The 24776-nt window shown below is 74.0% G+C and carries 26 protein-coding genes; 23 read left to right on the top strand and 3 right to left on the bottom strand.

Annotation, left to right across the window (positions count from 1 at the left end):
• Window positions 1-62: 62 nt before the first annotated feature.
• The 6 genes from pyrF to coaBC all read left to right on the top strand — a co-directional run bounded on the left by pyrF (window position 63) and on the right by coaBC (window position 4270).
• Window positions 63-896, top strand: coding sequence for an orotidine-5'-phosphate decarboxylase (gene pyrF / locus ABD143_RS12485; protein WP_343976023.1), 834 nt, complete (start codon window positions 63-65; stop codon window positions 894-896).
• A gap of 202 nt (window positions 897-1098) precedes the next feature.
• Complete coding sequence (locus ABD143_RS12480; RefSeq protein WP_343976020.1) at window positions 1099-1479, top strand: response regulator transcription factor; 381 nt, start codon at window positions 1099-1101, stop codon at window positions 1477-1479.
• Between the two features lie 361 nt (window positions 1480-1840).
• Window positions 1841-2155: an integration host factor, actinobacterial type gene (gene mihF / locus ABD143_RS12475; RefSeq protein ID WP_343977370.1), complete on the top strand. Its 315-nt coding sequence runs from the start codon at window positions 1841-1843 to the stop codon at window positions 2153-2155.
• Window positions 2152-2775 carry a guanylate kinase gene (gmk, locus tag ABD143_RS12470; RefSeq protein ID WP_343976018.1) on the top strand — a complete coding sequence of 208 codons (624 nt, stop codon included), beginning with the start codon at window positions 2152-2154 and terminating at the stop codon, window positions 2773-2775. Before mihF ends, gmk begins: the two co-directional genes overlap by 4 nt.
• A gap of 2 nt (window positions 2776-2777) precedes the next feature.
• On the top strand, window positions 2778-3053 hold the full coding sequence (rpoZ, locus tag ABD143_RS12465) for a DNA-directed RNA polymerase subunit omega (RefSeq protein WP_343977367.1): 276 nt from the start codon (window positions 2778-2780) through the stop codon (window positions 3051-3053).
• Window positions 3054-3055: 2 nt separating this feature from the next.
• Entirely contained in the window at window positions 3056-4270 is a 1215-nt protein-coding gene (coaBC, locus tag ABD143_RS12460) for a bifunctional phosphopantothenoylcysteine decarboxylase/phosphopantothenate--cysteine ligase CoaBC (RefSeq protein ID WP_343976016.1), read from the top strand.
• A 117-nt stretch (window positions 4271-4387) separates the two neighbouring features.
• Here coaBC and ABD143_RS12455 read toward each other — a convergent pair whose 3' ends face one another.
• On the bottom strand, window positions 4388-4882 hold the full coding sequence (locus tag ABD143_RS12455) for an SH3 domain-containing protein (RefSeq protein ID WP_343976013.1): 495 nt from the start codon (window positions 4880-4882) through the stop codon (window positions 4388-4390).
• A gap of 252 nt (window positions 4883-5134) precedes the next feature.
• Between ABD143_RS12455 and metK the strand changes: the two genes are divergently transcribed.
• From metK to ABD143_RS12425, 6 genes are all read left to right on the top strand, one after another.
• Window positions 5135-6337 (top strand): methionine adenosyltransferase, encoded by a 1203-nt coding sequence (gene metK / locus ABD143_RS12450; RefSeq protein ID WP_343977364.1) that lies wholly within the window; start codon window positions 5135-5137, stop codon window positions 6335-6337.
• Window positions 6338-6347: 10 nt separating this feature from the next.
• On the top strand, window positions 6348-6806 hold the full coding sequence (locus tag ABD143_RS12445; protein ID WP_343976010.1) for a cupin domain-containing protein: 459 nt from the start codon (window positions 6348-6350) through the stop codon (window positions 6804-6806).
• A 52-nt stretch (window positions 6807-6858) separates the two neighbouring features.
• The gene (locus tag ABD143_RS12440) at window positions 6859-8940 is read left to right on the top strand and encodes a primosomal protein N' (protein WP_343976007.1); all 2082 of its coding nucleotides are present in this window, start codon (window positions 6859-6861) and stop codon (window positions 8938-8940) included.
• Between the two features lie 159 nt (window positions 8941-9099).
• Window positions 9100-9648 (top strand): peptide deformylase, encoded by a 549-nt coding sequence (def, locus tag ABD143_RS12435; RefSeq protein ID WP_343976004.1) that lies wholly within the window; start codon window positions 9100-9102, stop codon window positions 9646-9648.
• Window positions 9649-9660: 12 nt separating this feature from the next.
• On the top strand, window positions 9661-10599 hold the full coding sequence (gene fmt, locus ABD143_RS12430; protein WP_343976001.1) for a methionyl-tRNA formyltransferase: 939 nt from the start codon (window positions 9661-9663) through the stop codon (window positions 10597-10599).
• 55 nt (window positions 10600-10654) lie between these two features.
• Window positions 10655-12124, top strand: coding sequence for an RsmB/NOP family class I SAM-dependent RNA methyltransferase (locus ABD143_RS12425; protein ID WP_343977361.1), 1470 nt, complete (start codon window positions 10655-10657; stop codon window positions 12122-12124).
• A 49-nt stretch (window positions 12125-12173) separates the two neighbouring features.
• Here the strand turns inward: ABD143_RS12425 and ABD143_RS12420 are convergent, their stop codons facing one another.
• Complete coding sequence (locus ABD143_RS12420; protein ID WP_343975998.1) at window positions 12174-12599, bottom strand: DUF1801 domain-containing protein; 426 nt, start codon at window positions 12597-12599, stop codon at window positions 12174-12176.
• 95 nt (window positions 12600-12694) lie between these two features.
• Here ABD143_RS12420 and rpe point away from each other — a divergent pair, with 95 nt between their 5' ends.
• The 7 genes from rpe to ABD143_RS12385 all read left to right on the top strand — a co-directional run bounded on the left by rpe (window position 12695) and on the right by ABD143_RS12385 (window position 18439).
• Window positions 12695-13381: a ribulose-phosphate 3-epimerase gene (gene rpe / locus ABD143_RS12415; RefSeq protein WP_343975995.1), complete on the top strand. Its 687-nt coding sequence runs from the start codon at window positions 12695-12697 to the stop codon at window positions 13379-13381.
• A 94-nt stretch (window positions 13382-13475) separates the two neighbouring features.
• Window positions 13476-14114 (top strand): riboflavin synthase, encoded by a 639-nt coding sequence (locus ABD143_RS12410; RefSeq protein WP_343975992.1) that lies wholly within the window; start codon window positions 13476-13478, stop codon window positions 14112-14114.
• Window positions 14115-14125: 11 nt separating this feature from the next.
• Window positions 14126-15484: a bifunctional 3,4-dihydroxy-2-butanone-4-phosphate synthase/GTP cyclohydrolase II gene (locus tag ABD143_RS12405; protein WP_343975989.1), complete on the top strand. Its 1359-nt coding sequence runs from the start codon at window positions 14126-14128 to the stop codon at window positions 15482-15484.
• Window positions 15485-15560: 76 nt separating this feature from the next.
• Window positions 15561-16040 (top strand): 6,7-dimethyl-8-ribityllumazine synthase, encoded by a 480-nt coding sequence (gene ribH, locus ABD143_RS12400; RefSeq protein WP_343975986.1) that lies wholly within the window; start codon window positions 15561-15563, stop codon window positions 16038-16040.
• Complete coding sequence (locus ABD143_RS12395; protein ID WP_343975983.1) at window positions 16037-16501, top strand: PH domain-containing protein; 465 nt, start codon at window positions 16037-16039, stop codon at window positions 16499-16501. The genes ribH and ABD143_RS12395 overlap by 4 nt, the downstream gene beginning before the upstream one ends.
• 114 nt (window positions 16502-16615) lie before the next feature.
• Window positions 16616-17647 carry a beta/alpha barrel domain-containing protein gene (locus ABD143_RS12390; protein WP_343975980.1) on the top strand — a complete coding sequence of 344 codons (1032 nt, stop codon included), beginning with the start codon at window positions 16616-16618 and terminating at the stop codon, window positions 17645-17647.
• A gap of 69 nt (window positions 17648-17716) precedes the next feature.
• Entirely contained in the window at window positions 17717-18439 is a 723-nt protein-coding gene (locus ABD143_RS12385; RefSeq protein ID WP_343975977.1) for an HAD-IA family hydrolase, read from the top strand.
• Between the two features lie 82 nt (window positions 18440-18521).
• Here ABD143_RS12385 and ABD143_RS12380 read toward each other — a convergent pair whose 3' ends face one another.
• A complete protein-coding gene (locus ABD143_RS12380) occupies window positions 18522-19268 on the bottom strand; it encodes a DUF2786 domain-containing protein (RefSeq protein WP_343975974.1) in 747 nt (248 codons plus the stop codon).
• 369 nt (window positions 19269-19637) lie between these two features.
• On the opposite strand from ABD143_RS12380, the gene uvrC reads away from it, so the two are divergent.
• Genes uvrC through whiA form a run of 4 tightly spaced genes read left to right on the top strand, consistent with a single transcriptional unit; the run spans window position 19638 to window position 24737 of the window.
• The gene (gene uvrC / locus ABD143_RS12375) at window positions 19638-21752 is read left to right on the top strand and encodes an excinuclease ABC subunit UvrC (RefSeq protein ID WP_343975971.1); all 2115 of its coding nucleotides are present in this window, start codon (window positions 19638-19640) and stop codon (window positions 21750-21752) included.
• The gene (rapZ, locus tag ABD143_RS12370) at window positions 21749-22654 is read left to right on the top strand and encodes an RNase adapter RapZ (protein WP_343975968.1); all 906 of its coding nucleotides are present in this window, start codon (window positions 21749-21751) and stop codon (window positions 22652-22654) included. The genes uvrC and rapZ overlap by 4 nt, the downstream gene beginning before the upstream one ends.
• Window positions 22651-23763 (top strand): gluconeogenesis factor YvcK family protein, encoded by a 1113-nt coding sequence (locus ABD143_RS12365; protein ID WP_343975966.1) that lies wholly within the window; start codon window positions 22651-22653, stop codon window positions 23761-23763. The genes rapZ and ABD143_RS12365 overlap by 4 nt, the downstream gene beginning before the upstream one ends.
• The gene (gene whiA / locus ABD143_RS12360) at window positions 23754-24737 is read left to right on the top strand and encodes a DNA-binding protein WhiA (RefSeq protein ID WP_343975963.1); all 984 of its coding nucleotides are present in this window, start codon (window positions 23754-23756) and stop codon (window positions 24735-24737) included. The genes ABD143_RS12365 and whiA overlap by 10 nt, the downstream gene beginning before the upstream one ends.
• Window positions 24738-24776 lie beyond the last annotated feature (39 nt).

Here is a 24776-nt window from a genome sequence, read left to right as displayed (position 1 = left end):
AGGTCACCATTGGGCACAGCACGCTGCGGAGCGGGACCGACGAGCGCCCGCGAGGAGGTCTCGTGACTGCGCCGGCGGCTCCGTTCGGGACGCGGCTCGCCGCCGCAGTCGCCGCGCAGGGGCCGCTCTGCGTGGGCATCGACCCGCACCCGGCGCTGCTCGCGCAATGGGGGCTCACCGACGACCACGAGGGGATCGCCCGGTTCGCCGACGCCTGCGTCGCCGCGTTCGCCGGGCACGTGGCCGTGGTGAAGCCGCAGTCGGCGTTCTTCGAGCGGCACGGGTACAGCGGGATCGCCGTGCTGGAGCGGCTGCTCGGCGCCTTCACCGGCACCGGCACCCTCACGATCCTCGACGCCAAGCGCGGCGACGTCGGCTCCACCATGGACGGCTACGCCGACGCCTACCTGGCCGTCGGGGCGCCGCTTGGCGCCGACGCCGTGACGCTGTCGCCGTACCTGGGCTTCGGCTCCCTCGCCCCGGCGCTGGACGCCGCCGCCGACGCCGGGCGGGGCGTCTTCGTCCTGGCCAGGACCTCCAACCTGGAGGGCGCGGAGGTGCAGCTGGCGGAGATCGGCGGGCGGACCGTCGCCCAGCGCGTGGTCGACGCGGCAGCGGCCCGCAACGCGGGCGCTGAGCCGTTCGGCGACGTCGGCGTGGTGATCGGTGCGACCCACGACCACGGGCTCGACCTCACGAAGCTCAGCGGCCCGGTACTGGCCCCGGGAATCGGCGCGCAGGGTGCGGGGCCCGCGGACGTCGCGGCCCGGTTCTGCGGGCTGCAGGGGGTCGTGCTTCCGGCGGCGGCCCGGTCGCTGCTCGCAGCCGGCCCCGACCCGGCGGCGCTCCGGGCCGCCGCTGCGGCCCTGCGGGACGAGCTCGCCGCCGTCGACTGACTCCCAACTCGCACACCCGAATCCAGCGACTCGCGGGGGACAGGACCGTCCCCCCGCGAGTCGCTGCAAAAGTGCCTGCGAGTCGCTGTGTGGGGCGCGCGGGTTGGGGTGGGTGTCGCGCTGGTATCGGCCGGGATCCGGCATCTCTGCAGGGGTGGTAGCACCCTGTCGACCGCCGCTCGTGGCGAGGCACGATCGACCGATGTCGGGGTCTGTGGTGGAGGTGCTGATCGTGGACGATCAGCGGCCGTTCCGGTCGGTGGCGCGGGCCGTCGTCGGCCTCGTCGGGGGGTGGCGTGTCACCGCGGAGGCGGCGAGCGGCGAGGACGCGCTCGCCGAGGCCGCCCGGGTGCACCCCGCCGTCGTGCTGATGGACATCAACCTCCCGGGCATGAGTGGGATCGAGGCGACCCGGCTCCTCCTGGACGCCGAGCCCGCCACCACCGTCGTGCTGATGAGCACCTACGCCCCCGACGACCTGCCGGCAGGGGCGGGGGACTGCGGCGCCGTCGCGTATCTGCGCAAGGAGGATCTGACGCCCGCGGCGCTGCGCGCCCTCTGCGCCTCCCGAGGAGCCTCCTGAGGCTCCGGCTCACCGCGCCGGGACGATGTCGGGAGTTGCGTTCGCCACACCCCGCGCGCCGTCCGACCGGGCTCCGGGCCGCGCCCCCGCCGCGCCCGGCGTCTACGTGCCCGAATCGGCACCGCTGTCCGGGGGGACGGTCCCATTCGTGCGCTGAACGGGCGGGTCGTAACTGCGACTGTCGGCCCCGCCGTGGTATCACTCGGACGGGTGGACGGTTTCGGAGAACCACCAGGTGGACCCCCCGTTCCCCCTGTGGCGGCCCGGATGAGTACGTTCGGTGGAAGCCGCGGCTCAGGCCCGCGACAGCGATAAGGATGCGCCCTGGTTGCAGGCCGCACGGAGAAAGACGGAGGACACCGTGCCCCTTCCCCAGCTGACCGAGGAACAGCGTGCTGCCGCCCTGGAGAAGGCAGCTGCGGCGCGCCGGGCCCGGGCCGAGCTGAAGGACCGGCTCAAGCGCGGCGGTACCACCATCGGTGAGGTGCTCAAGCAGTCCGACACCGACGAGGTGCTGGGCAAGATGAAAGTCTCGGCCCTGCTCGAGGCGATGCCGGGCGTCGGCAAGGTCCGCGCCGCGCAGATCATGGAGCGGCTCGAGATCGCGCCGTCCCGGCGGCTGCGCGGGCTCGGCGACCGGCAGCGCAAAGCGCTGCTGGCCGACTTCGAGGGGTGAGTCACACCGCTCGCGACGCCCGGAGGGGCCGGCTGGTAGTTCTTGCCGGCCCCTCCGGCGTCGGCAAGACCAGTGTGGTCACGCGGCTGCGGGTGCGGCTTCCCGAGCTGTACTTCAGCGTGTCGGCCACTACCCGCGACGCGCGGCCCGGCGAGGTCGACGGGGTGCACTACCGGTTCGTCGGCAGTGAAGGCTTCGACCGGCTCGTCGAACGCGGTGACCTGCTGGAGTGGGCCGAGATCCACGGCGGGCTCCAGCGCTCCGGCACACCCCGGGAGCCGGTGGAGCGGGCACTCGACGCCGGCCGCCCGGTGCTCGTCGAGGTGGACCTGCAGGGCGCGCGGGCGATCAAGGCCGTGCTCCCCGAGGCGATCACCGTGTTCCTCGAGCCACCCTCGTTCGACGAGCTGGCCCGGCGGCTGCGCGAGCGGGGCACCGAGTCGGAGGCCCAGTTCCAGCGGCGGCTCGAGACCGCGCGTGAGGAGATGGCCGCCCGCGACGAGTTCGACGTGGCCGTGGTCAACGACGACGTGCAGGTCGTGGTCGCGCGGTTGGTAGAGTTGCTGGTCGGCGCGGACAACCCCGCCTTCCGTTCGTCCCCGCAGGAGTTCTCTTCGTGAGCATGCCGCTGACCGGTACCGTCGCTGGTGCCGCCCCCGAGGGCATCACCAACCCGCCCATCGACGACCTGCTCGGCCAGGTCAGCTCGAAGTACGCCCTAGTGATCTACGCCGCCAAGCGCGCCCGCCAGATCAACGACTACTACTCCCAGCTCGGCGAGGGCCTGCTCGAGTACGTCGGCCCGCTCGTCGAGCCGGGCCCGCGCGAGAAGCCGCTGTCGATCGCTATGCGTGAGATCCAGGCCGGGCTGCTGGAGCACACCGAGGGCGAGCACTGAGCATGAACTCACCCAGCGTCCTGCTGGGTGTGGCCGGAGGAATCGCGGCCTACAAGAGCGCGGAGCTGCTGCGACGGCTCACCGAGACCGGCCACTCCGTGCGGGTGCTGCCTACGGCCTCAGCGCTTGAGTTCGTCGGAGCGGCCACGTTCGAGGCGCTCTCCGGCAAGCCGGTGCACACCGGCGTCTTCGCCGACGTCCCGTCGGTACCGCACGTGAAGCTAGGCCAGGAGGCCGACCTCGTCGTCGTCGCGCCCGCCACCGCCGACCTGATGGCCCGTGCGGCGAGCGGCCGCGCCGACGACCTGCTCACCGCGTCGCTGCTCACCGCCCGTTGCCCGGTGCTGTTCGCGCCGGCCATGCACACCGAGATGTGGGAGCACCCGGCCACCCGGGCCAACGTCGCGTTGCTGCGTTCGCGCGGCGTGGTCGTCATGGAGCCCGCGTCGGGGCGGCTGACCGGCAAGGACACCGGCCCGGGACGGCTGCCCGACCCTGCCGAGATCGCCGAGGTCGCCCGCCTCCTGCTGGAACGCGCCGACGCGCTGCCGCAGGACCTCGCCGGCCGCCGCGTTGTGGTGTCGGCGGGTGGCACCCGCGAGGCGCTCGACCCGGTGCGTTTCCTCGGCAACCGCTCGTCGGGCCGTCAGGGCTACGCACTGGCGAGGGTGGCGGCCCAGCGGTGTGCTGCCGTGACGCTCGTGGCGGCGCACACTGCCGACCTGGGCGACCCGGCTGCCGTCGACGTCGTGCGGGTCGGTTCGGCACTGGAGATGCGCGACGCGATGCGCGCGGCGGGCAAGGGCGCCGACGCCGTGGTGATGGCGGCCGCCGTCGCCGACTTCCGGCCGGTGGCGGCCGCCGGGCACAAGATCAAGAAGGACGGCTCGGAGCCGGCCCCGCTGGCCCTGGCCCTCAACCCGGACATCCTCGCCGAACTCGTCGCGGCGCGGGAGCCGGGACAGGTGGTCGTCGGTTTCGCCGCGGAGACGGGCGACAGCTCGGGCGGCCCGCTCCACCACGGCCGGGCGAAGCTCGCGCGCAAGGGGTGCGACCTGCTCGTCGTCAACGCCGTCGGGGACGGGCAGGCGTTCGAGGTGGCCGACAACGCGGGATGGCTGCTGGGCGCCGACGGCAGCGAGACGGAACTCGCGATCGGCTCGAAGGCGCTGCTGGCGTCGCGGGTGTGGGACGCGGTCGCATCCCGGCTGGCCTGATCGACGGGGGAAATCACCATCGGGAACCCGTAGTGCCCCCGCGGAGCGGGCGCTGCTGCGGGTCCGGGGAAACCCGGCGCAGCCCGCCCCGCGGGGAAGTGCTGGCGGTGCGGCAGGTCAGCCGAGCAGGCCGCCGAGTCCGCCGAGGCCGCCGCCGGTCTCGCTGCCACCGCCGCTACTGTCGCTTCCGCTCTCGCTGCCGGCGTCGCCGGACTCCCCGGACTGGGACCTGTTCGCCGGGCCGTCCATTTCCTCGGTGCCCGGGGTGATGTCGGAGTTGCTGTCGCGCTCGGTAGCTGCGGGCGCCGCCGGGGGGCGACCGTTCACCGTCACGTACTGCTGGGCGGACCAGCCGCCAAGGTTCGTCAGCTGCACGAAGCCGTCGCGGGTCTCGCCGACCTGCACCTCGGTTCCGGCCTCGCAGAGCGCCACGATGCGGGAGTTCATGTCCGGCTTCTCACGAACGTTCACATTCGCGATGCACCGGCCGGGCTCGTCCGCGGACGCGGTCGCGACGAACGCCACGGTGGTTGCCGCGCTGGCGGCGAGCACCGCACCGACCACCGCAGCCACGCGGCCTGGTCGGTTCAGCAGCGAGGTGGGGGTCGTCATTTCAGGTTCCTCCGTGGGGATGGGGTCCTCGCGGGAGCCAACGAGCGTCTCCGTTGCCGATTCGCTATCAGCGCCCAACATCACCGGAACGGTTGACGAGCCGGAGTCGGGGTCACCCGCGACATGACGGAGAGTCATCCGCTCCGGCGCCGTCCGGCCTTCGGGCCAGGTCGACTACGCTCGCCGGTCGAGCATTCGGAAGATGACGGTCGCGGAGGATCCGCGGCGGTGAGAAGACGGACGGAGTACGGCGTGGCGAACGCAGGCCGGCGGTTGTTCACGAGCGAGTCGGTGACCGAGGGTCACCCCGACAAGATGTGCGACGCCATCAGCGACACCGTGCTCGACGCGCTGCTGGCCCAGGACCCGCGCAGCCGCGTCGCGGTGGAGACCCTGGTCACCACCGGCCAGGTGCACGTCGCAGGTGAGGTCACCACGAGCGCCTACGCGGATATCCCCACGCTCGTGCGCGACAAGGTCCTGGATATCGGCTACGACTCCTCGGCCAAGGGATTCGACGGCGCGTCCTGCGGCGTCAACGTGGCGATCGGCGCGCAGTCCGCCGACATCGCGCAAGGTGTCGACACCGCATACGAGGCGCGGGTCGAGAGCGACGAGGACGAGATCGCCAGGCAGGGCGCCGGCGACCAGGGCCTCATGTTCGGCTACGCCAACACCGACACCCCCGAGCTGCTGCCGCTGCCCATCGCGCTGGCGCACCGCCTGGCCCGCCGTCTGACCGCCGTACGCAAGAGCGGCGCGCTGCCCTACCTGCGCCCGGACGGCAAGACCCAGGTCACCATCGAGTACGACGGCGACAAGGCCGTCCGGCTCGACACCGTCGTCGTCTCGAGCCAGCACGCTGCCGACATCGACATCGACGGTCTGCTCGCCCCCGACATCCGCGAGCAGGTCGTCAACCCGGAGATCGCGGAGCTCGGCCTCGACATCGGCGACCTGCGGCTGCTGGTCAACCCGACCGGACGGTTCGTGGTCGGTGGCCCGATGGGCGACGCCGGTCTCACCGGCCGCAAGATCATCGTCGACACCTACGGCGGCTTCGCCCGCCACGGCGGCGGCGCGTTCTCCGGCAAGGATCCGTCGAAGGTGGACCGGTCGGCTGCCTACGCGATGCGCTGGGTCGCCAAGAACGTCGTAGCCTCGGGGCTGGCCGAGCGCATCGAGGTGCAGGTGGCGTACGCGATCGGCAAGGCGGCGCCCGTCGGCCTGTTCGTCGAGACGTTCGGCACCGAGCGCGTCGACCCCCTGAAGATCCAGTCCGCGATCACCGAGGTCTTCGACCTGCGACCGGCCGCGATCATCCGCGACCTCGACCTCCTGCGCCCGATCTACGCGCCCACCGCGGCGTACGGGCACTTCGGCCGCACCGACATCGACCTTCCGTGGGAGAGCGTCGCGCGCGCCGACGCCCTCCGCTCCGCGGCCGGAGCCTGAGAACGCACCCGTGAGCCTCCCCGAGCCGTCCGTGGCCGTTCACCGCGCGGCCGACCCGCCCGACCTGCCGGGCCCGCCCACGATGAGGTTCGTGGCGCCCGGCTCGGTCACGGACGGCCGGTACGGCCTGTTCGAGTACCAGATCGGCCCCCGGAGCCCCGGCGCGCGGCCGCACTACCACCGCACGTTCTCCGAGTCGTTCTACGTGCTCTCCGGGGAGCTGACGATCTACGACGGCGCGAGCTGGACCCCGTTCCGCGTCGGCGACTACGCGCACGTCCAGGACGGCGGGGTGCACGCGTTCCGCAACGACGGCGACGAGACGTCGAGGTTCCTCATCCTGTTCGCGCCGGGCATCCCGCGGGAGCGGTTCTTCACCGAGCTGGCTGAGATCCGCGACACCGGGCGCGTGCTCAGCCAGGACGAGTGGGTGGAGTTCTACGCCCGGCACGACCAGGTCAACCTCTGAACGTCGGTCCCGGCTGGTAGACCGGGCGGGCGCCGGCAGCGAGGAGGGCTCCGTGACGCGTTCCCCCACGCGTTCTGGGGCGCGCCCCGGCCGCAACCGCGGTGAGTGGCGTCCGGCCGCGGACCTGCCGGTGGCTCGGGTCGCCGTCGACGTGCCACTCGCGCATCTGGACCGCCCCTTCGACTACCGCGTGCCCGAACACCTCGACGCGCAGGCCGTGGCCGGGGTGCGGCTGCGCGTGCGGTTCGCCGGGCGGCTCGTCGACGGGTTCCTGCTGGAGCGGGTGGCCGAGTCGGCGCACCCGGGGAAGCTCGCGTGGGTCGAGAAGGTCGTCTCGCCCGAACCTGTCCTCACCGCCGAGGTGGCCGCGCTCTGCCGCGCCGTCGCCGACCGGTACGCCGGGGTGATGGCCGACGTTCTGCGGCTGGCGGTCCCGCCGCGGCACGCGAAGGCAGAGGCAGAGGCCCCAGCGACACGCACAGCGCACCCTGCGGAGAGAACCACCACCGACGAACCGGCCGCCAGGGATGCGTGGCGTCGCTACCCCCGGGGCGCGGCCTACCTCGACGCGCTCACCGGCGGGAAGGCCGCGCACGCCGTCTGGCAGGCGCTGCCGGGGGAGCAGTGGCCGCAGCGGCTCGCCGAGGCCGCCGCGGCCACCGTCGCGGCGGGGCGCGGGGCCCTGCTCGTCGCCCCCGACCAGCGCGACGTCGATGCGCTCCACGCCGCCTGCGCCGCCCGCCTCGGGGCCGACGCCGTCGTCGCGCTCACCGCCGAACTGGGTCCGGCGGAGCGGTACCGGCGGTGGCTGGCCGTGCGTCGCGGGCACGTCCGGGTGGTGGTGGGCACGCGGTCGGCCGCGTTCGCGCCGGTCGACCGGCTGGGGCTGCTGGCCGTGTGGGACGACGGCGACGATCTCCACGCCGAGCCGCGCGCGCCCTACCCGCACGTCCGCGACGTCCTCGTGCTGCGCGCCCACGCGGCCGGAGCCGCGCTGCTCGTGGCCGGCTTCGCGCGCACGGCCGAGGCGCACCTGCTCGTGTCGTCGGGGTGGGCCAGCGAGGTCGTGGCCGACCGTGCCACCGTGCGTTCCGCGATGCCCCGCGTCGCGGCGCTCGGCGAGTCCGACGCCCAGCTCGCGCGCGACCCGGACTCGCGTGCCGCGCGCATCCCGCACGTCGCGTTCGAGGCTGCCCGCGCCGCGCTCGGCGCAGGCCGGCCCGTGCTCGTCCAGGTGCCCCGCGCCGGCTACCTGCCGTGGCTGGCCTGCGGCTCGTGCCGGGAGACCGCCCGTTGCCGGCACTGCGCGGGCCCGCTCGGGCTCCCTCCGCACCGGACGGGCGGCGACCGGACCGGCGGCGACGGTGCCGGCGGGCTGCCGCAATGCCGGTGGTGCGGCCGCACTGACAGCGCGTTCCGCTGCCCGGCGTGCGGGTCGCGGCGGCTGCGCGCCGGTGTGGTGGGCGCCGGGCGCACGGCCGAGGAGCTGGGTCGGGCCTTCTCTGGCGTGACCGTGCGGTCCTCCGGGGGCGGGTCACCCGTACTGGCCGAGGTGCGGCACCGCCCGGAGCTGGTGGTCGCCACTCCCGGCGCCGAGCCGCGGGCAGTCGAGGGGTACGGCGCGGCGCTGCTGCTCGACGGCTGGGCGCTGCTCTCCCGGCCGGACCTGCGCGTCGCGGAGGAGACGCTGCGGCGCTGGCTCGCCGCCGCCGCGCTCGTGGTGCCGCACGGCGACGGCGGGCGGGTGGTGGTCGTCGCCGACTCGGGCCTGCCCGTCGTGCAGGCGCTCGTGCGGTGGGACCCCGGCGGCCACGCCGCTGCCGAGTACGCCGCCCGCGCCGAGGTCGGTTTCCCGCCCGCCGTGCGGATGGCTGCGGTGGAGGGCGGCCCGGCCGCGGTGGCGGAGGTGCTGGCCGAGATCCCGGACGCGGAGGTGCTCGGCCCGGTGGAGATCGACCCGCCTGGCGGGGCCCCCGGAGCCCCCGCCGAGCTGCGCGAACGGGCTCTGCTGCGGGTGCCGCGCGCCGAGGGCAAGGGCCTCGCCGCCGCCCTGCACGCGGCGCAGGCCGCGCGCTCCGCCCGCAAGGCGCCCGACCCGGTGCGGGTGCGGCTGGACCCGCCGGAGATCGGCTGACGTCTCCTCGCCCCCGACGCGCGCCGGCGGGACGGCGATCGTCGAGCGGGAGGCGGCGGTCCGGGCTGCGGGGCACGGGGCGCGTGGCAGAATTGAGGGTCGCCGGTGCGCGAGACGCACCTCTGCCCCCAGCTGCACGTCCCGTCCGTGAGGAGATCCGTGTCCGTCCAGCCCGTCCGGCTCTTCGGCGACCCGGTGCTGCGCACCCCCGCCGTCGAGGTCACGACCTTCGACGCGGAGCTGCGCAAGCTGGTGGCCGACCTCACCGACACCATGCACGACGAGGGCGGCGCCGGTCTCGCGGCGCCCCAGATCGGCGTCGGCGTGCGGGTCTTCACCTACGACTGCGACGGGTTCGCCGGGCATCTCGTGAACCCGACGTTCGACCTGGTCGGCGACGAGGAGCAGGTCGGGCCGGAGGGCTGCTTGTCGATCCCGGGTCTGCGCTGGGACTGCCGCCGCCACCTCCACGTTGTGGCGCACGGGTGGAACGAGCACGGCGATCCGCTCACCGTGGAGGGCAGTGAGATGCTCGCCCGCTGCATCCAGCACGAGACCGATCACCTCGACGGCGTGCTGTTCGTCGACCGTCTTGACGCCGAGACCCGCAAGCTCGCCATGGCCGAGATCCGCGCGGCCGAGTGGTTCGGTGAACCCGCCCCGCAGGTCAAGGTCAGCCCGCACCCCATCTTCGGGAAGGCCAGGTAGCCGGTGCCCCATATGAGGCTCGTGTTCGCCGGCACGCCGGAGCCCGCAGTGCCGTCGCTGCGGGCGCTGCTCGACTCGTCGCGTCACGAGGTGGTCGCCGTGGTCACCCGCCCGGACGCGCCCGCCGGGCGCGGCCGCAAGGTCCTGCGCTCCCCGGTCGGGCAGCTCGCCGACGAGGCCGGGGTGCCTGTGCTCACGCCCGCCAAGCCATCCGAGCCCGGGTTCCTCGCCGCGCTCGCCGAGCTGGCCCCGGACTGCTGCCCCGTGGTCGCCTACGGCGCGCTCGTGCCCCGGGCTGCCCTCGACGTGCCCGCGCACGGCTGGGTGAACCTGCACTTCTCCCTGCTCCCGGCGTGGCGGGGCGCCGCGCCCGTGCAGGCCGCCGTGCGGCACGGCGACGAGGTCACCGGCGCCAGCACGTTCCTCCTGGAGGAGGGGCTCGACACGGGCCCCGTGTACGGCGTGGTGACCGAGAGTGTGGCCCCCACGGACACGGCGGGCGACCTGCTCGGCAGGCTCGCCGAGTCCGGTGCCCGGCTGCTGGTCGCGACGATGGACGGGATCGCAGACGGCACTCTGGAGCCCCGGCCGCAGCCGGGCGAGGGGGTGACACACGCCCCGAAGGTGACCACCGCGGACGCCCGCGTGGACTGGAGCGCCCCGCCCGTGGCGATCGACCGGCTCGTCCGCTCGGTCACACCCGAGCCGGGTGCGTGGACCACGTTCCGCGGCGACCGCCTCGGCCTCGGCGCGGTGACCCTGCTTCCCACCGACACCGAGGTGCCTGTGCTCAAGCCCGGGGAGCTGCACGTGGAGAAGCGTCGGGTACTCGCGGGCACCGTGGGGGTGCCCGTGCAGCTCGGCGAGGTGCGGCCCGTGGGCAAGCGCGCCATGTCCGCACCCGACTGGGCGCGTGGGGTGCGCATCGACGCAGGGGAGCATCTGACGTGAGCACTTGCGTGTCCATACGGCGGGCGGCGCCGCCCCGGTCGAGCGGCGGCGGCCGATGAACGCGCCGCGCGGCGACGGGCCCCGGCGTCACGGCCCGCGTCGCGACCGCGAGGGCAGACCCCGCAATGCCGGGCCACCCCGCGGACGCAGCGGTCCGGCGCGCCCCCCGGCGCTCGACCCGGCGCGAGCGGCGGCGCTCGATCTCCTCACCGCCGTGCGGGTGCGCGACGCCTACGCCAACCTCGCGATGCCGTCGATCCTGCGCCGACACCGGCTGCACGACCGCGACGCCGCATTGGCCACCGAGCTGGGATACGGCACCCTGCGGGCCCGCGGCCTGCTCGACGCCGTGATCGAGGAGTGCACCGACCGGCCCCTCGCGAAGGTGGAGCACCCCCTGCTCGACGCACTGCGGCTCGGCGCGTACCAGCTCCTGCGCACGCGGGTGCCCGCGCACGCCGCCGTGGACACCACGGTGGAGTTGGTGCGCGCCGACGCGGGCAGCCGCTCCGCCGGCTTCGTCAACGCGATCCTGCGCCGGGTGGGCGAGCACGACGAGCAGGCCTGGGTGGCCAAGCTGGCCCCTGACGCCGCCGAGGACCCCGTAGGCCATGCGGCGTTCGCGCACGCGCACCCCCGGTGGATCGCGCAGGCGTTCGCCGATGCACTGGGACCCGGCGGCGCCGACGAGCTGGACGCGGCCCTCGCCGCCGACGACGCCCGCCCGGTCGTGCACCTGCTGGCCCGCCCCGGGGAGATCACCGCCACCGAGCTGGCGCTCGTGACCGGCGGGGTGGAGGCGCCCTACTCGCCCTACGGGGTGCACCTCGAACCGGGCAGCGGCGACATCGGGGACCTCGACGCGGTGGCCGAAGGGCTCGCCGTGGTGCAGGACGAGGGCAGCCAGCTCGTGGCGCTCGCCCTCACGCGGGCCGCGACCACCGGTCCCGACACCGGCCGATGGCTCGACCTCTGTGCGGGCCCCGGCGGCAAAGCGGCCCTCCTCGGCGGGCTCGCAGGCCTCGACGGCGCCGCTCTCGACGCCGTGGAGACGAGCGAGCACCGCGCCGACCTCGTGCGCCGGGCCGTGGACGGCCTCCCGGTCACCGTGCACCAGGCCGACGGGCGCGAGGCGCCGCTGCCCGATGCGGGCTTCGACCGCGTGCTCCTGGACGCCCCCTGCACCGGGCTCGGTGCGCTTCGCAGGCGCCCGGAGGCCAGGTGGCGCCGCCAGCCCGGCGACGTCTCCGGCCTGGCGAAGCTCCAGCGGGAGCTGCTCACCGCCGCGCTGCGGCACGTGCGGTCCGGCGGGGTGGTGGCCTACGTGACCTGCTCCCCGCACCTCGCGGAGACGGCGGGGGTGCTGGCCGGGGTGCTGCGCAAGCACCCCGGCGTGGAGCGCCTGGACGCCCGCGAGTACCTGCCGGGGATGCCCGACCTCGGGCCCGGCCCGGCGGTGCAGCTCTGGCCGCACCGCCACGGGACCGACGCGATGTTCCTCTCGCTGCTGCGCCGCAACAGCTGAATACTCGGGCGCCCAGTACTCCGGCGCCCAGTACTCCAGCGCGGGTCGGTCAGAGCTCGCGCGCGGCGGCCCGCACGGCGGCGGCCTTCCCGGCGGCGCGATCGATCGCATGATCGACGGCGATGTCGAGGTAGTCGACCACGACGTCTTCCTCGTCGGTGCCCGCGCCGACCTCAACCCGGACATCACGGGTGCGGCGCCGCTCCCCGAGCAGCCGGCCGTGCGGATCGGGCAGGTCGGCGCCGTGCTCGAAGCCCACGTTGACCCCGCCGTCGCGCGGGAACAGCCCGACCACGTAGCCGGCGCGCGGGTGGTGGAAACCGATGCCGTGCCAGCCGGTGTTGACCCGCTCCCGCAGGTCGGGATGGGCGCCGAGCACGACCTCCCGCAGGCGCCTGACGAGGGCGGCGACGGCGGGCGGCTCGGAGACGAGCATCTGGTCGAGCTGCTCGTCGGCGGGCGGGGACGCAGACATAGGGACAGTGAACCGCGCGCCACCGACACTTCCGGCGGGCCCCGGTGGGGGGTCGGGCCGAGCCGGCCTTGGCGTACCCTTCCCAGGTGGGTCCGATGATCGCTCCGAGTATCCTCGCGGCCGACTTCGCCCGGCTCGCCGACGAGGCCGACGCGGTGACAGGTGAGCCGGGCCGCGGTGCCGACTGGCTCCACGTCGACGTGATGGACGCCCACTTCGTGCCGAACCTGACGCTCGGCCTCCCGGTGGTGGAGTCGTTGCTCAAGACCACCGAGCTGCCTCTGGACTGCCATCTCATGATCGACAATCCCGACCGGTGGGCCATCGGGTACGCCGAGGCGGGCGTGCACCACGTCACGGTGCACGTGGAGGCGGCGCGGGAGCCGGTGGCGCTGGCCAAGGACCTGCGGGCGGCCGGCGCCCTGGCGGGGCTGTCGCTCAAGCCGGGCACGCCGCTCGAGCCGCACCTCGAGACACTCCGGCATTACGACACGCTGCTCGTGATGAGCGTCGAGCCGGGGTTCGGCGGGCAGCGGTTCATGCCGGAGGTGCTCGACAAGGTGCGCACGGTGCGGCGGCTCGTGGACACCGGCCACCTCAGGGTGCTCGTCGAGATCGACGGCGGAATCAACGACGAGACGATCGAGGCAGCGGCCGAAGCGGGCGTGGACTGCTTCGTGGCCGGCTCGGCCGTGTACGGGGCCGACGACCCCGCCCGCGCCGTGGCCGCCCTCCGGGAGCGGGTGGTGGCGGCCACGCCGCACCGCACGTGGACCGGCTGACCCGGCCGGGTCGAGGACGCGCCGGGAACGATCGACCGGCGGGTGTGGTTGCAGGTGAGCGGGACGGCCGCGCCGACGCGAGGAGATTTCTGACATGTTCACCGGGATCGTCGAGGAGATCGGCGAGGTGCTCGACGTGCGGGAGGACGCCGACGTCGTGGTGTTCACCGTGCGCGGACGTACCGTGACCGCCGACGCCCGCCACGGCGACTCGATCTCGGTGAACGGGGTGTGCCTCACGGTGACCGACCCCGATGGGGGAGCCGGCGGGACGTTCACGGTAGAGCTGATGCCGGAGACGCTGAAGCGGTCGAGCCTCGCCGCGGTGGCCTCCGGAACCCGGGTGAACCTGGAGCGCGCGGTGCCGGTGACCGGGCGCCTCGGCGGCCACATCGTGCAGGGCCACGTGGACGGGGTGGCGACCCTGCTCTCCCGCTCCCCCGGGGAGCGCACCGACGAGCTGCGCTTCAGCCTTGCCCCGGACCTCGCCCGGTACGTGGTGGAGAAAGGTTCCATCACCGTGGACGGGGTGTCGCTCACCGTGGCAGGCGTGACGGAGGACTCCTTCACCGTGGCGCTGATCCCGACGACGTTGTCGCACACCACACTCGGAATCCGGCAGCCGGGGGATACCGTGAACCTCGAGGTCGACGTGGTCGCCAAGTATGTGGAGCGGCTGGTCGTGGGGTACGGAGTCGCCCCGGCCGCAGGCGAGGAGGCCCGAGCGAAGTGAACGGTGGATCGATGGAGAGCCAGCCGCAGCCCGGTGGAATGCCGGGCGTGCAGTCCGGCGCTGCGTCCGGGCCCACGTCCGGGCCAACGCTGCGGCCCGCCCCGCTCGGCGGGTTCGAGGCGATCGAGCGGGCCGTCGCCGACCTCAAGGCCGGCAAGGCCGTGGTGGTGGTGGACGACGAGGACCGCGAGAACGAGGGCGACCTGATCTTCGCCGCCGAGATGGCGACGCCGGAACTGGTGTCGTTCATGGTGCGGTACACCTCCGGCTACATCTGCGTGGCGCTGACCGAGTCGGAGTGCGACCGGCTCGACCTGCCCCCGATGCACCACACGAACGCCGACAGCTTCCGCACAGCGTTCACCGTGACCGTGGACGCCAAGGCCGGCATCACCACCGGCATCTCGGCCGCGGACCGTGCGCACACCATCCGGCTGCTCTCCGACGCCACCACCGGGCCCGGCGACCTCGTGCGCCCCGGGCACGTGCTCCCGCTGCGCGCCCGCGAGGGCGGGGTGCTGCGCAGGCCAGGGCACACCGAGGCGGCCGTGGACCTCGCCCGGCTCGCCGGGCTCGCGCCCGCCGGTGCGCTCTGCGAGATCGTGTCGCAGAAGGACGACGGCGACATGGCCCGCGGCGACGAGCTGCGCGTGTTCGCCGACGACCACGACCTCACGCTGATCACGATCGCCGACCTGATCGCCTACCGCCGCCGCTTCGAGAAGCACGTGGTACGCGTGGCCCAGGCCCGCATCCCGACCGACCACGGCGAGTTCATCGCCTACGGCTACGACTCGCTGCTCGACGGGATCGAGCACATCGCGATGGTGCGCGGCGACGTCGCCACTCCGGAGGGCAGCGGCGAGGACGTGCTGGTGCGCGTGCACTCCGAGTGCCTCACCGGCGACGTGCTGGGCTCGCTCCGGTGCGACTGCGGCCCGCAGCTCGACGCCGCGCTCGCCGCGGTGGCCGCCGAGGGCCGCGGGGTGGTTCTCTACATGCGCGGGCACGAGGGCCGGGGGATCGGCCTGCTGCACAAGCTGCAGGCCTACCAGCTGCAGGAGGCGGGTGCGGACACCGTCGACGCCAACCTCGCGCTCGGACTCCCCGCCGACGCCCGTGACTACGGCATCGGCGCGCAGATCCTCGTGGATCTCGGCGTGAAGTCGATGCGGCTGCTCACCAACAACCCGGACAAGCGCGCGGGTCTCGAGGGCTACGGGCTGACGATCACCGGCCGGGTGCCGCTCCCAGGGCGCGCGAGCCGGGAGAACTTGCGCTACCTGCGCACGAAGCGCGACCGCATGGGCCACGACATCCCGGGTCTGGACGCGGCGGGCTCGGCGCTCGCGGACGGGACGGGGTCGTGATCCCGGCCCGCCCGACGATCCTGCGCTCTGCGATGATTCCGGCCACAGCTGCAGCGGACATCGGAAGGGGTGCGGCGTGAGCGGCGAGGGACGGCCGGAGCCGGAGCTGCCCGACGCGTCCGGGGTGCGCCTGGCGATCGCGGCCACGAGCTGGCACAAGGACGTAGTGGACATGCTGCTGGAACGTGCCCTCGCCACCGCGGGCAAGGCGGGTGTGGAGCGCCCCACCGTGGTGCGGGTGCCGGGCACCGTGGAGCTGCCGGTGGTGTGCCAGGAGCTCGCCACGCGCCACGACGCGGTGGTGGCGCTCGGCGCGGTGATCCGCGGCGGAACCCCGCACTTCGAGTACGTCTGCGACGCGGTGACCGCCGGGCTGACCCGGGTGGCGCTCGACGAGCGCACCCCCGTGGGCAACGGCGTGCTCACCTGCGACACCAAGGCGCAGGCCGTGGAGCGCTCCGGCGCACCCGGCTCCGCCGAGGACAAGGGCGCCGAGGCCTGCCTCGCCGCGCTGCAGGCCGCACTGGTGCTGCGCAGGCTGCGGTCGCCGCGATGACCCGGAGCGAACCGGCCCCGGCCGGACCGGAGCCCGTGGTGACCCGCCCGCGCAAGGTGCTGATCTTCGCATGGGTGGGTGCGGTGGCGACCGTGGTGCTCTTCACGGTGGTCGCTGCGGTGCTGCGCAACACCCAGACCGGCGTGTACTTCCGCTTCGCCGACCAGGTGGCGCTGGTGCTCCTGGGACTCCTCATCGCGGGCGGGTTGCTGCTGCTCGCCCGGCCGCGCGTGCGGGCCGACGGCGACGGCATCGAAGTGCGCAACATCCTCACGACCCACCGCTACCCGTGGGGAGACGTGCAGCGGGTGGCGTTTCCGGACGGGGCCTCTTGGGCGCGCCTCGACCTGCCCGACGACGAGTACGTCTCGGTGCTCGCGATCCAGGCCGTGGACGGCACGCGCGCGGTGGACGCCATCAGCCGGGTGCGCGCCCTGCACGCGGCGGCACACGCACACTGAGCCTTCGCACTGCGTTGGGCCCTCGCACCACATTGGGCCACCGCACCGCATTGGGCCACCGCACCGCATTGGGCCACCGCACCGCATTGGGCCACCGCACGTAGCATCGAGGCCGTGCTGCGCGCTCGTGAACAGGCAGATCAGGTCGAGCCGGACGGCGAGAGCGTCCGGCTCGGCGACATCGTGCTCCGCAACCGGCTGGTGACCTCCTCCAGCCTGCTCGGGTACGGGGTGTCGAACTCCGCGCTCGTGCCGTACGGGATGAGCCCGGTGTCCCTGTTCGTGCCGCTCGCCGAGTTCGGCGCGGTGACGACGAGGACGCTGACCGTGGAGCCCCGCGAGGGCCACTTCACCACCCGCGACGACTGGCCGCTGACCGCGCTGCCCGGCCTCCTCAAGCGCTACGGAACCGTGATGCGCGGCACCGACGGCGGCTGGCTCAACGCCTTCGGCTGGTGCAACGTGGGGATCGGCGCCTACCTGCGCGACTACTATCCGCGCACCCGCGACCAGCGCACGATCATCTCGCTCGGCGGCTTCTCCGCCCAGGAGTTCGTGACGCTCGTGGACCGGGTGAACGCCGATGTGCCCGCGGGTGACATCGCGGCCGTCGAGTTCAACGTGAGCTGCCACAACGTCAACTTCGACTTCTCGACGATCCTGCAGGACGTGCTCGACGAGGCCGTGCCCCGCAGCAACCACCCGGTGATCCTCAAGCTCTCCCCGGACTACGACTACCTGCGCAATGCGCAGCAGGCGGCGAAGGCGGGGGTGTCGGCGCTGACGGCCATCAACACCGTGAAGGCGCTGCGCCTCGACCCGCGCACCGGCGAGCCGTGGCTCGCCAACCGCTACGGCGGGCTCTCGGGGCGCGCGATCAAGCCGATCGGGCTGCGTGTGGTGAGCGAGCTGCGCGAGGCGGGTGTGACGCTCCCGATCATCGCGACCGGCGGCATCCGCACCGTGGACGACTGCCGCGAGTACTTCTGGGCCGGCGCCGACGCCGTGAGCCTGGGGAGCGCGACCTGGCTGGCCAGCCACCCCGGCTACCTGCTCTCTCCGTTGCGCGCCCTGCACGTTCGGCGTGTGCTGAAGGCCGTTCGGCGCTACCGTACGTTGCCGACCCGCTCCGCTGCGTTGCGCTGAGCGAGGATCTCCAGCCGTGCCCTGTAGTTGCGAGCTCACTCTTCCGTGGAGCCGGGTGCGGACCAGCGGATGGGAGTGGTGAGCGTGCCGGAGGCCGGGCATCCGGATCGGCTGCGCGCACCCGGCCGCAGGCCACGTGTGGTGCTCGTGGACGTGTTCGAGACGATTCTGCGGGTGTCGGCGTTGCGCTCGCGGTTCGTGGACGTGGGGCGGCCCGAGCACGAGTGCGAGCTGTTCTTCACCCGCGCGCTGCGGGACGGGATGGCACTGACGCTCGCCGGGGGTGTGCGGCCGTTCGCCGACGTGGCGCGCGCGGCGCTGCGTACCACCACCGGGCACAGCCTCTCCGAGGACGCGCTCGACCACGTGCTGAGCGGCTTCGGCGAGCTGCCGCCCTACCCTGACGTGGAACCGGCGTTGCAGGCCCTCGCGAGGGCGCGCATCCCGGCGTACGCGTTCACCCAAGGCAGCGCCGGCACGGCCCGGGATGCGCTCGACGCGGCCGGGCTGCGCACGTACCTGCGCGGGGTGCTCTCGTGCGAGGAGATCACTTCGTTCAAGCCGCCTGCGCGCGTGTACGACTGGGCCTGCCGGCAGGTGGATGTGCCGGGCGACCGGGTGGCCCTCCTGGCCGCGCACTCGTGGGACGTGCACGGCGCGGTGCGGGCCGGCCTCGTGGGCGGGCTCGCGACGCGCCTGGAGGGCGCGGTGCCGGACACGGTGGTGCGCCCGCACGTGGCGGCGGAGCATCTCGACGAGGTGGTGGCCGGGCTGATCGCCCTGCCAGCCTGACGGCCGGGCAACTGGCGGCAGGGCAACTGGCGGCAGGGCAACTGGCGGCACGGCAACTGGCGCCAGGGCTCGGCGGCGCCCCTCATGCTCGCACCGCACGGCGCCGCTCCCCTCCGACGTGGGCCGGTCGGCCGAGCTCGGCCCGCTCGCCGGCCAGCGCCCCCGCCGCGTAGCCGGAGCCGGTGAGCACCGTGCGCCTGGCGGTGGCCAGCCGGGGGAACGCCGAGGCGAACGCGGACTCGACGCGTTCCGTGCGCCCGGCGAGCACGAGCGCGACGGGCTGCCCGTGTGCCGGCTGCGTGGTGCCGGCCGCCGCCCGCTCGGCGGCCTGTTCCGCTGCCGCCCCTTCCGCCGCCACGAGCCGTCGGTGCACCTCGGCAGCGAACCCGTACAGCCACGAACGGCGGTAGGCGGCCACGGACTCGCCGGGGAGCGGCGGCCGCAGCCGCACAAGCTGGCTCGTGGCCTGCAGCTGAAGGGAGGTGTAGAGCAGTTCGACGCGCTCCCGGTCGGCGGCGTGGCCGAACACCGTGACCGCCGCGACGCGCCCGCCCTGCGCGGGGTGCATCACCCACCGGCAGCCCAGCGCCGCCGCCGTCCAGCCGAGCAGGCGGGCCTTGCCGGCGCTGTAGGGATCGCGAAGGGGGACGCGCAGGGGACCGATCTCGTCGCGGCCGGGCTGGGCGGCGGCCAGCAGCGCGGCGTCGATACCGTGGCGGGCCATCAGCTCGACGGCCTTGGCGGTATAGGACTCCGCCTCGGCGTCGGTAGCGGCTCCCTCGGCCTTGGCTAGCAGCTTGCGGACGGTGGCGAGCTTGTCGACACCCATCGGACCTCCCCCGATTCGAACACCTGTTCGCATTCGGGTGGAGGTCTACCACGCGGTCCCGACAGTTCGGTGCAGCCCCTGGTCGCCGGGCCGGGGGTCGCCCGATGGGGCGGCCCGCGGCCGAGTGGCGTGCGGGCGGCGCGGGGCGCCACCAGAGTGGCGAGCGCCATGACCCACCAGCCCCGATCGCCCCGCTGCCGGATCGCCGCCGCGCTCACCGGGGCCCCCGTCCGCGGCCCCGTGGCCGGCAGGTTCCTTTCCGGGGCGGGCGCTCACGGAGAGCTGCCGCCGCCTACACCACGCCACGACGCGCCGGGGCACTGGTCCCGACCTCGGCGTGTCGGGCACCCGTCCTACCCTTGTGAGGTCATGCCCGATCCCACCACGTACCGCCCGGCCCCCGGGTCCATCCCGGAGGCCCCTGGGGTGTACCGGTTCTCCGACCCGCACGGCCGGGTCATCTACGTCGGCAAGGCCAAGAGCCTGCGCCAACGGCTCAACTCGTACTTCGCCGACCTCGCCGGCCTGCATCCGCGCACCCGGCAGATGGTCACCACCGCCGCCCGCGTCGAGTGGACCGTGGTGGGCACTGAGGTCGAGGCCCTCCAGCTCGAGTACAACTGGATCAAGGAGTTCGACCCGCGGTTCAACGTCCGCTACCGCGACGACAAGACCTACCCGGTGCTGGCCGTCACGATGGACGAGGAGTTCCCGCGGCTGCACGTCTACCGCGGGCCGCGCCGCAAAGGCGTGCGGTACTTCGGCCCGTACGCCCACGCGTGGGCGATCCGCGAGACCCTCGACATGCTGCTGCGCGTCTTCCCGGCCCGCACCTGCAGCGCGGGGGTGTTCAAGCGGCACGGGCAGATCGGCAGGCCCTGCCTGCTCGGCTACATCGACAAGTGCTCGGCGCCGTGTGTGGGTCGCGTGGACGCGGACGAGCACCGCGACATCGTCGACGACTTCTGCGACTTCCTGTCCGGGCGCACCGACCACCTCGTCCGGCAGCTCGAGCGCAAGATGGCGGTGGCCGCCGACGAGCTGGAGTTCGAGCGCGCCGCCCGGCTCCGCGACGACATCGGGGCGCTGCGCCGCGCCATGGAGAAGCAGGCCGTGGTGCTCGGTGACGGCACTGACGCCGACGTCGTCGCGTTCGCCGAGGACGAGCTGGAGGCCGCGGTGCAGGTCTTCCACGTTCGCGGCGGGCGCGTGCGCGGCCAGCGCGGCTGGGTGATCGACAAGGTGGAGCCCACCGACACGGCGCAGCTCGTGGAGCGCTTCCTCACTCAGTTCTACGGCGAGCAGGCGGCGCTCGCCGGTTCCGCCGACGACGCCCAGCAGCCCGTGCCGCGCGAGATCCTGGTGCCCGAGCTGCCGGCCGACACCGCATCGCTGACCGAGTGGCTCTCCGGGCTGCGCGGCTCCCGCGTGCAGATCCGGGTGCCGCAGCGCGGCGACAAGCGGGCCCTCGCCGAGACCGTCGCCCGCAACGCCGCGGAGGCGTTCACCCAGCACAAGCTGCGCCGCGCGGGCGACCTCACCGCGCGCTCGGCGGCGCTGCAGGAGATCCAGGACGCGCTCGAGCTCGACAGCGCGCCACTGCGTATCGAGTGCGTCGACGTCAGCCACGTGCAGGGCAGCAACGTCGTGGCGTCGCTGGTGGTGTTCGAGGACGGTCTCGCGCGCAAGTCGGAGTACAGGCGGTTCGAGGTCAGGGGCGGCGCCGAGGGCGGGGACGTCGCCGCGATCGCCGAGGTCGTGCGGAGGCGGTTCCGCCGTTACCTCGCCGAGACATCCACCACCTCCGGGGAGGACGCCGGTAACGGCACCGAAGATCAGCGCGAACCCTCCGTCATCGCTCCGCCCGAGATCGACCCAACCCACGCAACCACCCATCGTCCCGGAATCGACCCGGAGACCGGGCGGCCGCGCAAGTTCGCCTACCCGCCCAACCTCCTGGTCGTCGACGGTGGCCAGCCGCAGGTCGAGGCGGCCGCGGACGTGCTCGCGGACCTCGGCGTCACGGATGTGGCAGTCTGCGGGCTCGCGAAGCGGCTGGAGGAGGTGTGGCTGCCCGGCGAGCCGGACCCGGTCATCCTCTCGCGCACGAGCGAGGGCCTCTACCTGCTGCAACGTGTCCGCGACGAGGCGCACCGGTTCGCGATCACCTACCACCGGCAGCGCCGCTCCAAGGGCATGATCAGCTCCGAGCTGGACGCCGTGCCCGGTCTGGGGCCGGCGCGCCGCGCCGCCCTGCTGAAGCACTTCGGGTCGCTGCGCAAGCTGCGCGCGGCCGACGCCGACGAGATCGCCGCGTTACCGGGCTTCGGCCCGCGCACCGCCGCGGCGGTGCTCGCCGCGTTGCACGGGGATGCGGCCGTGGGGACGGCCCAGCACGAGGCGGCCCAGCACGAGTCGCCACAGGAGCAGGCCGCGGGGGACCCGGCGGCCGACCGAACAAATCAGGGGGTACCGGCGTCGTGACGGCGGTCGGGGGAGTCGGGGGAGCCGTGCCGGACGGCCCGGGCATCGAGGTCGCGCTGGTCAGCGGCCTGTCCGGGGCGGGACGGAGCACGGCGGCGAAGGTGTTGGAGGATCTCGGCTGGTTCGTGGTCGACAACCTGCCGCCTGAGCTGATCGCCACGATGGTGGAGCTCGGGGCGAAGGCGCGCGGCGAGATCACCCGCATCGCGGTGGTGATGGACGTGCGCAGCCGCGCGTTCACCGCCGACCTCGGCACCGTGATCAAGGACCTGGACGCCCGCGGCTACAAGCCGCGGCTGCTGTTCCTCGAGGCGTCCGACACGGTGCTCGTGCGGCGGTTCGAGCAGGTGCGCCGCAGCCACCCGCTGCAGGGCGACGGGAGGCTCATCGACGGCATCGCCGCCGAGCGGGAGCTGCTCACCCCGCTGCGCGAGGGCGCGGACCTCGTGGTCGACACCTCCACAGTCGCCGTCCCGCAGCTGCGGGCCACCCTGGAGCGGGCGTTCGGGGCGGAGTCGGCGCAGGTCACGCGGGTCACGCTCGTGTCGTTCGGCTACAAGTACGGGCTGCCGATGGACTCCGACCTCGTCGTGGACGTCCGGTTCCTGCCGAACCCGTTCTGGATCCCCGAGCTGCGCGATTTCAACGGCCGTGACGACACCGTGCGCGACTACGTGCTGAGCCAGGACGGCGCCGAGGACTTCATCAGCCGCTACCTGGAGCTGCTGCGGCTGGTCGGGGCGGGCTACCGCAGGGAGGGCAAGCGCTACCTGACCGTCTCCGTGGGGTGCACCGGCGGCAAGCACCGAAGCGTCGCGATCAGCGAGGAGATCGGGCGGAGGCTCGCGGGCGAAGAGGGTGTCACCGTGAACGTCACCCACCGCGACCTGGGGCGCGAATGACGACCGCCGGCTCGGCTGTCGCGCTGGGCGGAGGCCATGGCCTGCACGCCACCCTGTCCGCCCTGCGCCTGCTCGGTGCGCGGGGGCGGGTCGACGAAGCCGTCACGGCGGTCGTCACGGTCGCCGACGACGGCGGCTCGTCAGGCCGGCTGCGACGCGAGCTCGGGCTGCTCCCGCCGGGCGATCTGCGAATGGCGCTGGCCGCGCTCGCGGCCGACGACGCCGGGGGACGCCGGTGGCAGGCGGTCGTGCAGCACCGCTTCGGGGGGAGCGGGGCGCTCGCCGGGCACGCGGTGGGCAATCTGATCCTCGCCGGGCTGATGGACGTCCTGGGCGATCCGGTGGCCGCGCTCGACGAGCTGGCGGCCCTGCTGGGGCTGCGTGGGCGGGTGCTGCCGATGAGCTGCGAGCCGCTCGACATCGAGGCCGAGGTCACGGGCCTGGGTGCCACGGGCGACGCCCCGCACCGCATCCGCGGACAGGTGGCCGTGGCGTCGACGCCGGGCCGCGTCGAGCGGGTGTGGTTGCGTCCCGAGCTGCCGAAGGCGTGCCCGGAGGCGCTGGCCGCGGTGCAGGACGCCGACGTGCTACTGCTCGGCCCGGGGTCGTGGTTCACGAGCGTCCTGCCACACCTGCTGGTGCCCGAACTGCGTGACGCGCTGATCACGAGCCGCGCCCGCCGCATCGTTGTGCTCAACCTGGCGCCGGAGCCGGGGGAGACGGCGGGGTTCTCGCCCGAGCAGCACCTGGCCGTGCTTGCGCAGCACGCCCCCGAGCTGCGGGTGGACGCGGTGCTCGCCGACGTCGCCGCGGTGCCGGTGCCGGAGCGCCTGCACCGCACGGCCGACCCGATGCTCACCCCTGGCGGGCGGGTCCATCTCGCCCCCGTCGCCGCGGCCGACCCGGCAGCGCCGCGCCACGATCCCACTGCGCTGGCCGACGCGCTCGGTACGGTGCTCGCGGAGCTGGACGCCCGCAACGGGGCGGGCGGCCCAACCGGGCCCGCCGGAACCTTCGCCGGATTCGAGACGAGGACCGGCTCGCAGGCCATCGACGCCTCCGGCGCACCGGACGCGGCCGAGACGAGGAGGCCCAAGCCATGGCGATGACCGCTGCGGTCAAGGACGAGCTGAGCAGGCTGGCCGTCACGAAGCCGTGCTGCCGCCGGGCCGAGGTCGCGGCGTTGCTGCGCTTCGCGGGTGGCCTGCACATCGTGGGCGGCCGGGTCGTCGTGGAGGCCGAGGTCGACACCGGCTCGGTCGCGCGCCGGCTGCGCCGCGACATTCATGAGCTGTACGGCCATACGTGTGAGGCGCACGTGATCAGCGCGGGCGGGCTGCGCCGCGGTGCGCGGTACGTCCTGAGGGTCGTGCGTGACGGCGAGGGATTGGCCCGGCAGACCGGCCTGCTCGACGCCCGTGGCCGTCCGGTGCGCGGGCTGCCCCCACCTGTCGTGTCCGGCGGGATCTGCGACGCCGAGGCGGCATGGCGCGGCGCGTTCCTGGCGCACGGCTCCCTTACCGAGCCCGGCCGCAGCTCGGCGCTGGAGATCACGTGCCCGGGGCAGGAGGCCGCGATGGCGCTGGTCGGGGCGGCGCGCCGGCTCAGCGTCACGGCCAAGTGGCGTGAGGTCCGCGGCGCCGACCGCGTGGTGGTGCGTGACGGCGACGCGATCGGCGCGCTGCTCACCCGCATGGGCGCGCACGAGAGCGTGCTCGCGTGGGAGGAGCGGCGCATGCGCCGCGAGGTGCGGGCCACGGCCAACCGCCTCGCCAACTTCGACGACGCCAACCTCCGCCGCTCGGCGCGGGCCGCGGTCGCCGCGGCGGCACGGGTGCAGCGCGCGCTGGAGATCCTCGGTGACGACATTCCGCAGCATCTGTTCGCCGCGGGGAAGCTGCGCGCCGAGCACACACAGGCGTCGCTGGAGGAGCTGGGCCAGCTCGCCGACCCGCCGATGACGAAGGACGCGGTCGCCGGGCGGATCAGGAGGCTCCTGCACATGGCCGACAAGCGGGCCGCCGACCTCGGCATCCCGGACACGGAGTCGGCCGTGACGGCGGAGATGCTGGAGGAAGCCTGACGAGCGCGGGCCAGGGGCGAAGGCCTGGAAGGCCACATC

It is taken from the genome of Pseudonocardia aurantiaca (assembly GCF_039526725.1).
Lineage (GTDB): Bacteria > Actinomycetota > Actinomycetes > Mycobacteriales > Pseudonocardiaceae > Pseudonocardia > Pseudonocardia aurantiaca.
This window is presented reverse-complemented; position numbering and strand designations above follow the sequence as displayed.

Excerpts from the sequence above, each read along its gene's own strand:
- ABD143_RS12395 (WP_343975983.1), top strand. The coding sequence starts at position 16,037 with ATGACCCGGAGCGAACCGGCCCCGGCCGGACCGGAGCCCGTGGTGACC.
- ABD143_RS12405 (WP_343975989.1), top strand. The coding sequence starts at position 14,126 with ATGGAGAGCCAGCCGCAGCCCGGTGGAATGCCGGGCGTGCAGTCCGGC.
- whiA (WP_343975963.1), top strand. The coding sequence starts at position 23,754 with ATGGCGATGACCGCTGCGGTCAAGGACGAGCTGAGCAGGCTGGCCGTC.
- uvrC (WP_343975971.1), top strand. The coding sequence starts at position 19,638 with ATGCCCGATCCCACCACGTACCGCCCGGCCCCCGGGTCCATCCCGGAG.
- ABD143_RS12365 (WP_343975966.1), top strand. The coding sequence starts at position 22,651 with ATGACGACCGCCGGCTCGGCTGTCGCGCTGGGCGGAGGCCATGGCCTG.
- ABD143_RS12420 (WP_343975998.1), bottom strand. The coding sequence starts at position 12,599 with ATGTCTGCGTCCCCGCCCGCCGACGAGCAGCTCGACCAGATGCTCGTC.
- ABD143_RS12455 (WP_343976013.1), bottom strand. The coding sequence starts at position 4,882 with ATGACGACCCCCACCTCGCTGCTGAACCGACCAGGCCGCGTGGCTGCG.
- ABD143_RS12480 (WP_343976020.1), top strand. The coding sequence starts at position 1,099 with ATGTCGGGGTCTGTGGTGGAGGTGCTGATCGTGGACGATCAGCGGCCG.
- ABD143_RS12380 (WP_343975974.1), bottom strand. The coding sequence starts at position 19,268 with ATGGGTGTCGACAAGCTCGCCACCGTCCGCAAGCTGCTAGCCAAGGCC.
- rpe (WP_343975995.1), top strand. The coding sequence starts at position 12,695 with ATGATCGCTCCGAGTATCCTCGCGGCCGACTTCGCCCGGCTCGCCGAC.
- ABD143_RS12385 (WP_343975977.1), top strand. The coding sequence starts at position 17,717 with ATGGGAGTGGTGAGCGTGCCGGAGGCCGGGCATCCGGATCGGCTGCGC.
- rpoZ (WP_343977367.1), top strand. The coding sequence starts at position 2,778 with ATGCCGCTGACCGGTACCGTCGCTGGTGCCGCCCCCGAGGGCATCACC.
- ABD143_RS12425 (WP_343977361.1), top strand. The coding sequence starts at position 10,655 with ATGAACGCGCCGCGCGGCGACGGGCCCCGGCGTCACGGCCCGCGTCGC.
- ABD143_RS12410 (WP_343975992.1), top strand. The coding sequence starts at position 13,476 with ATGTTCACCGGGATCGTCGAGGAGATCGGCGAGGTGCTCGACGTGCGG.
- fmt (WP_343976001.1), top strand. The coding sequence starts at position 9,661 with ATGAGGCTCGTGTTCGCCGGCACGCCGGAGCCCGCAGTGCCGTCGCTG.
- coaBC (WP_343976016.1), top strand. The coding sequence starts at position 3,056 with ATGAACTCACCCAGCGTCCTGCTGGGTGTGGCCGGAGGAATCGCGGCC.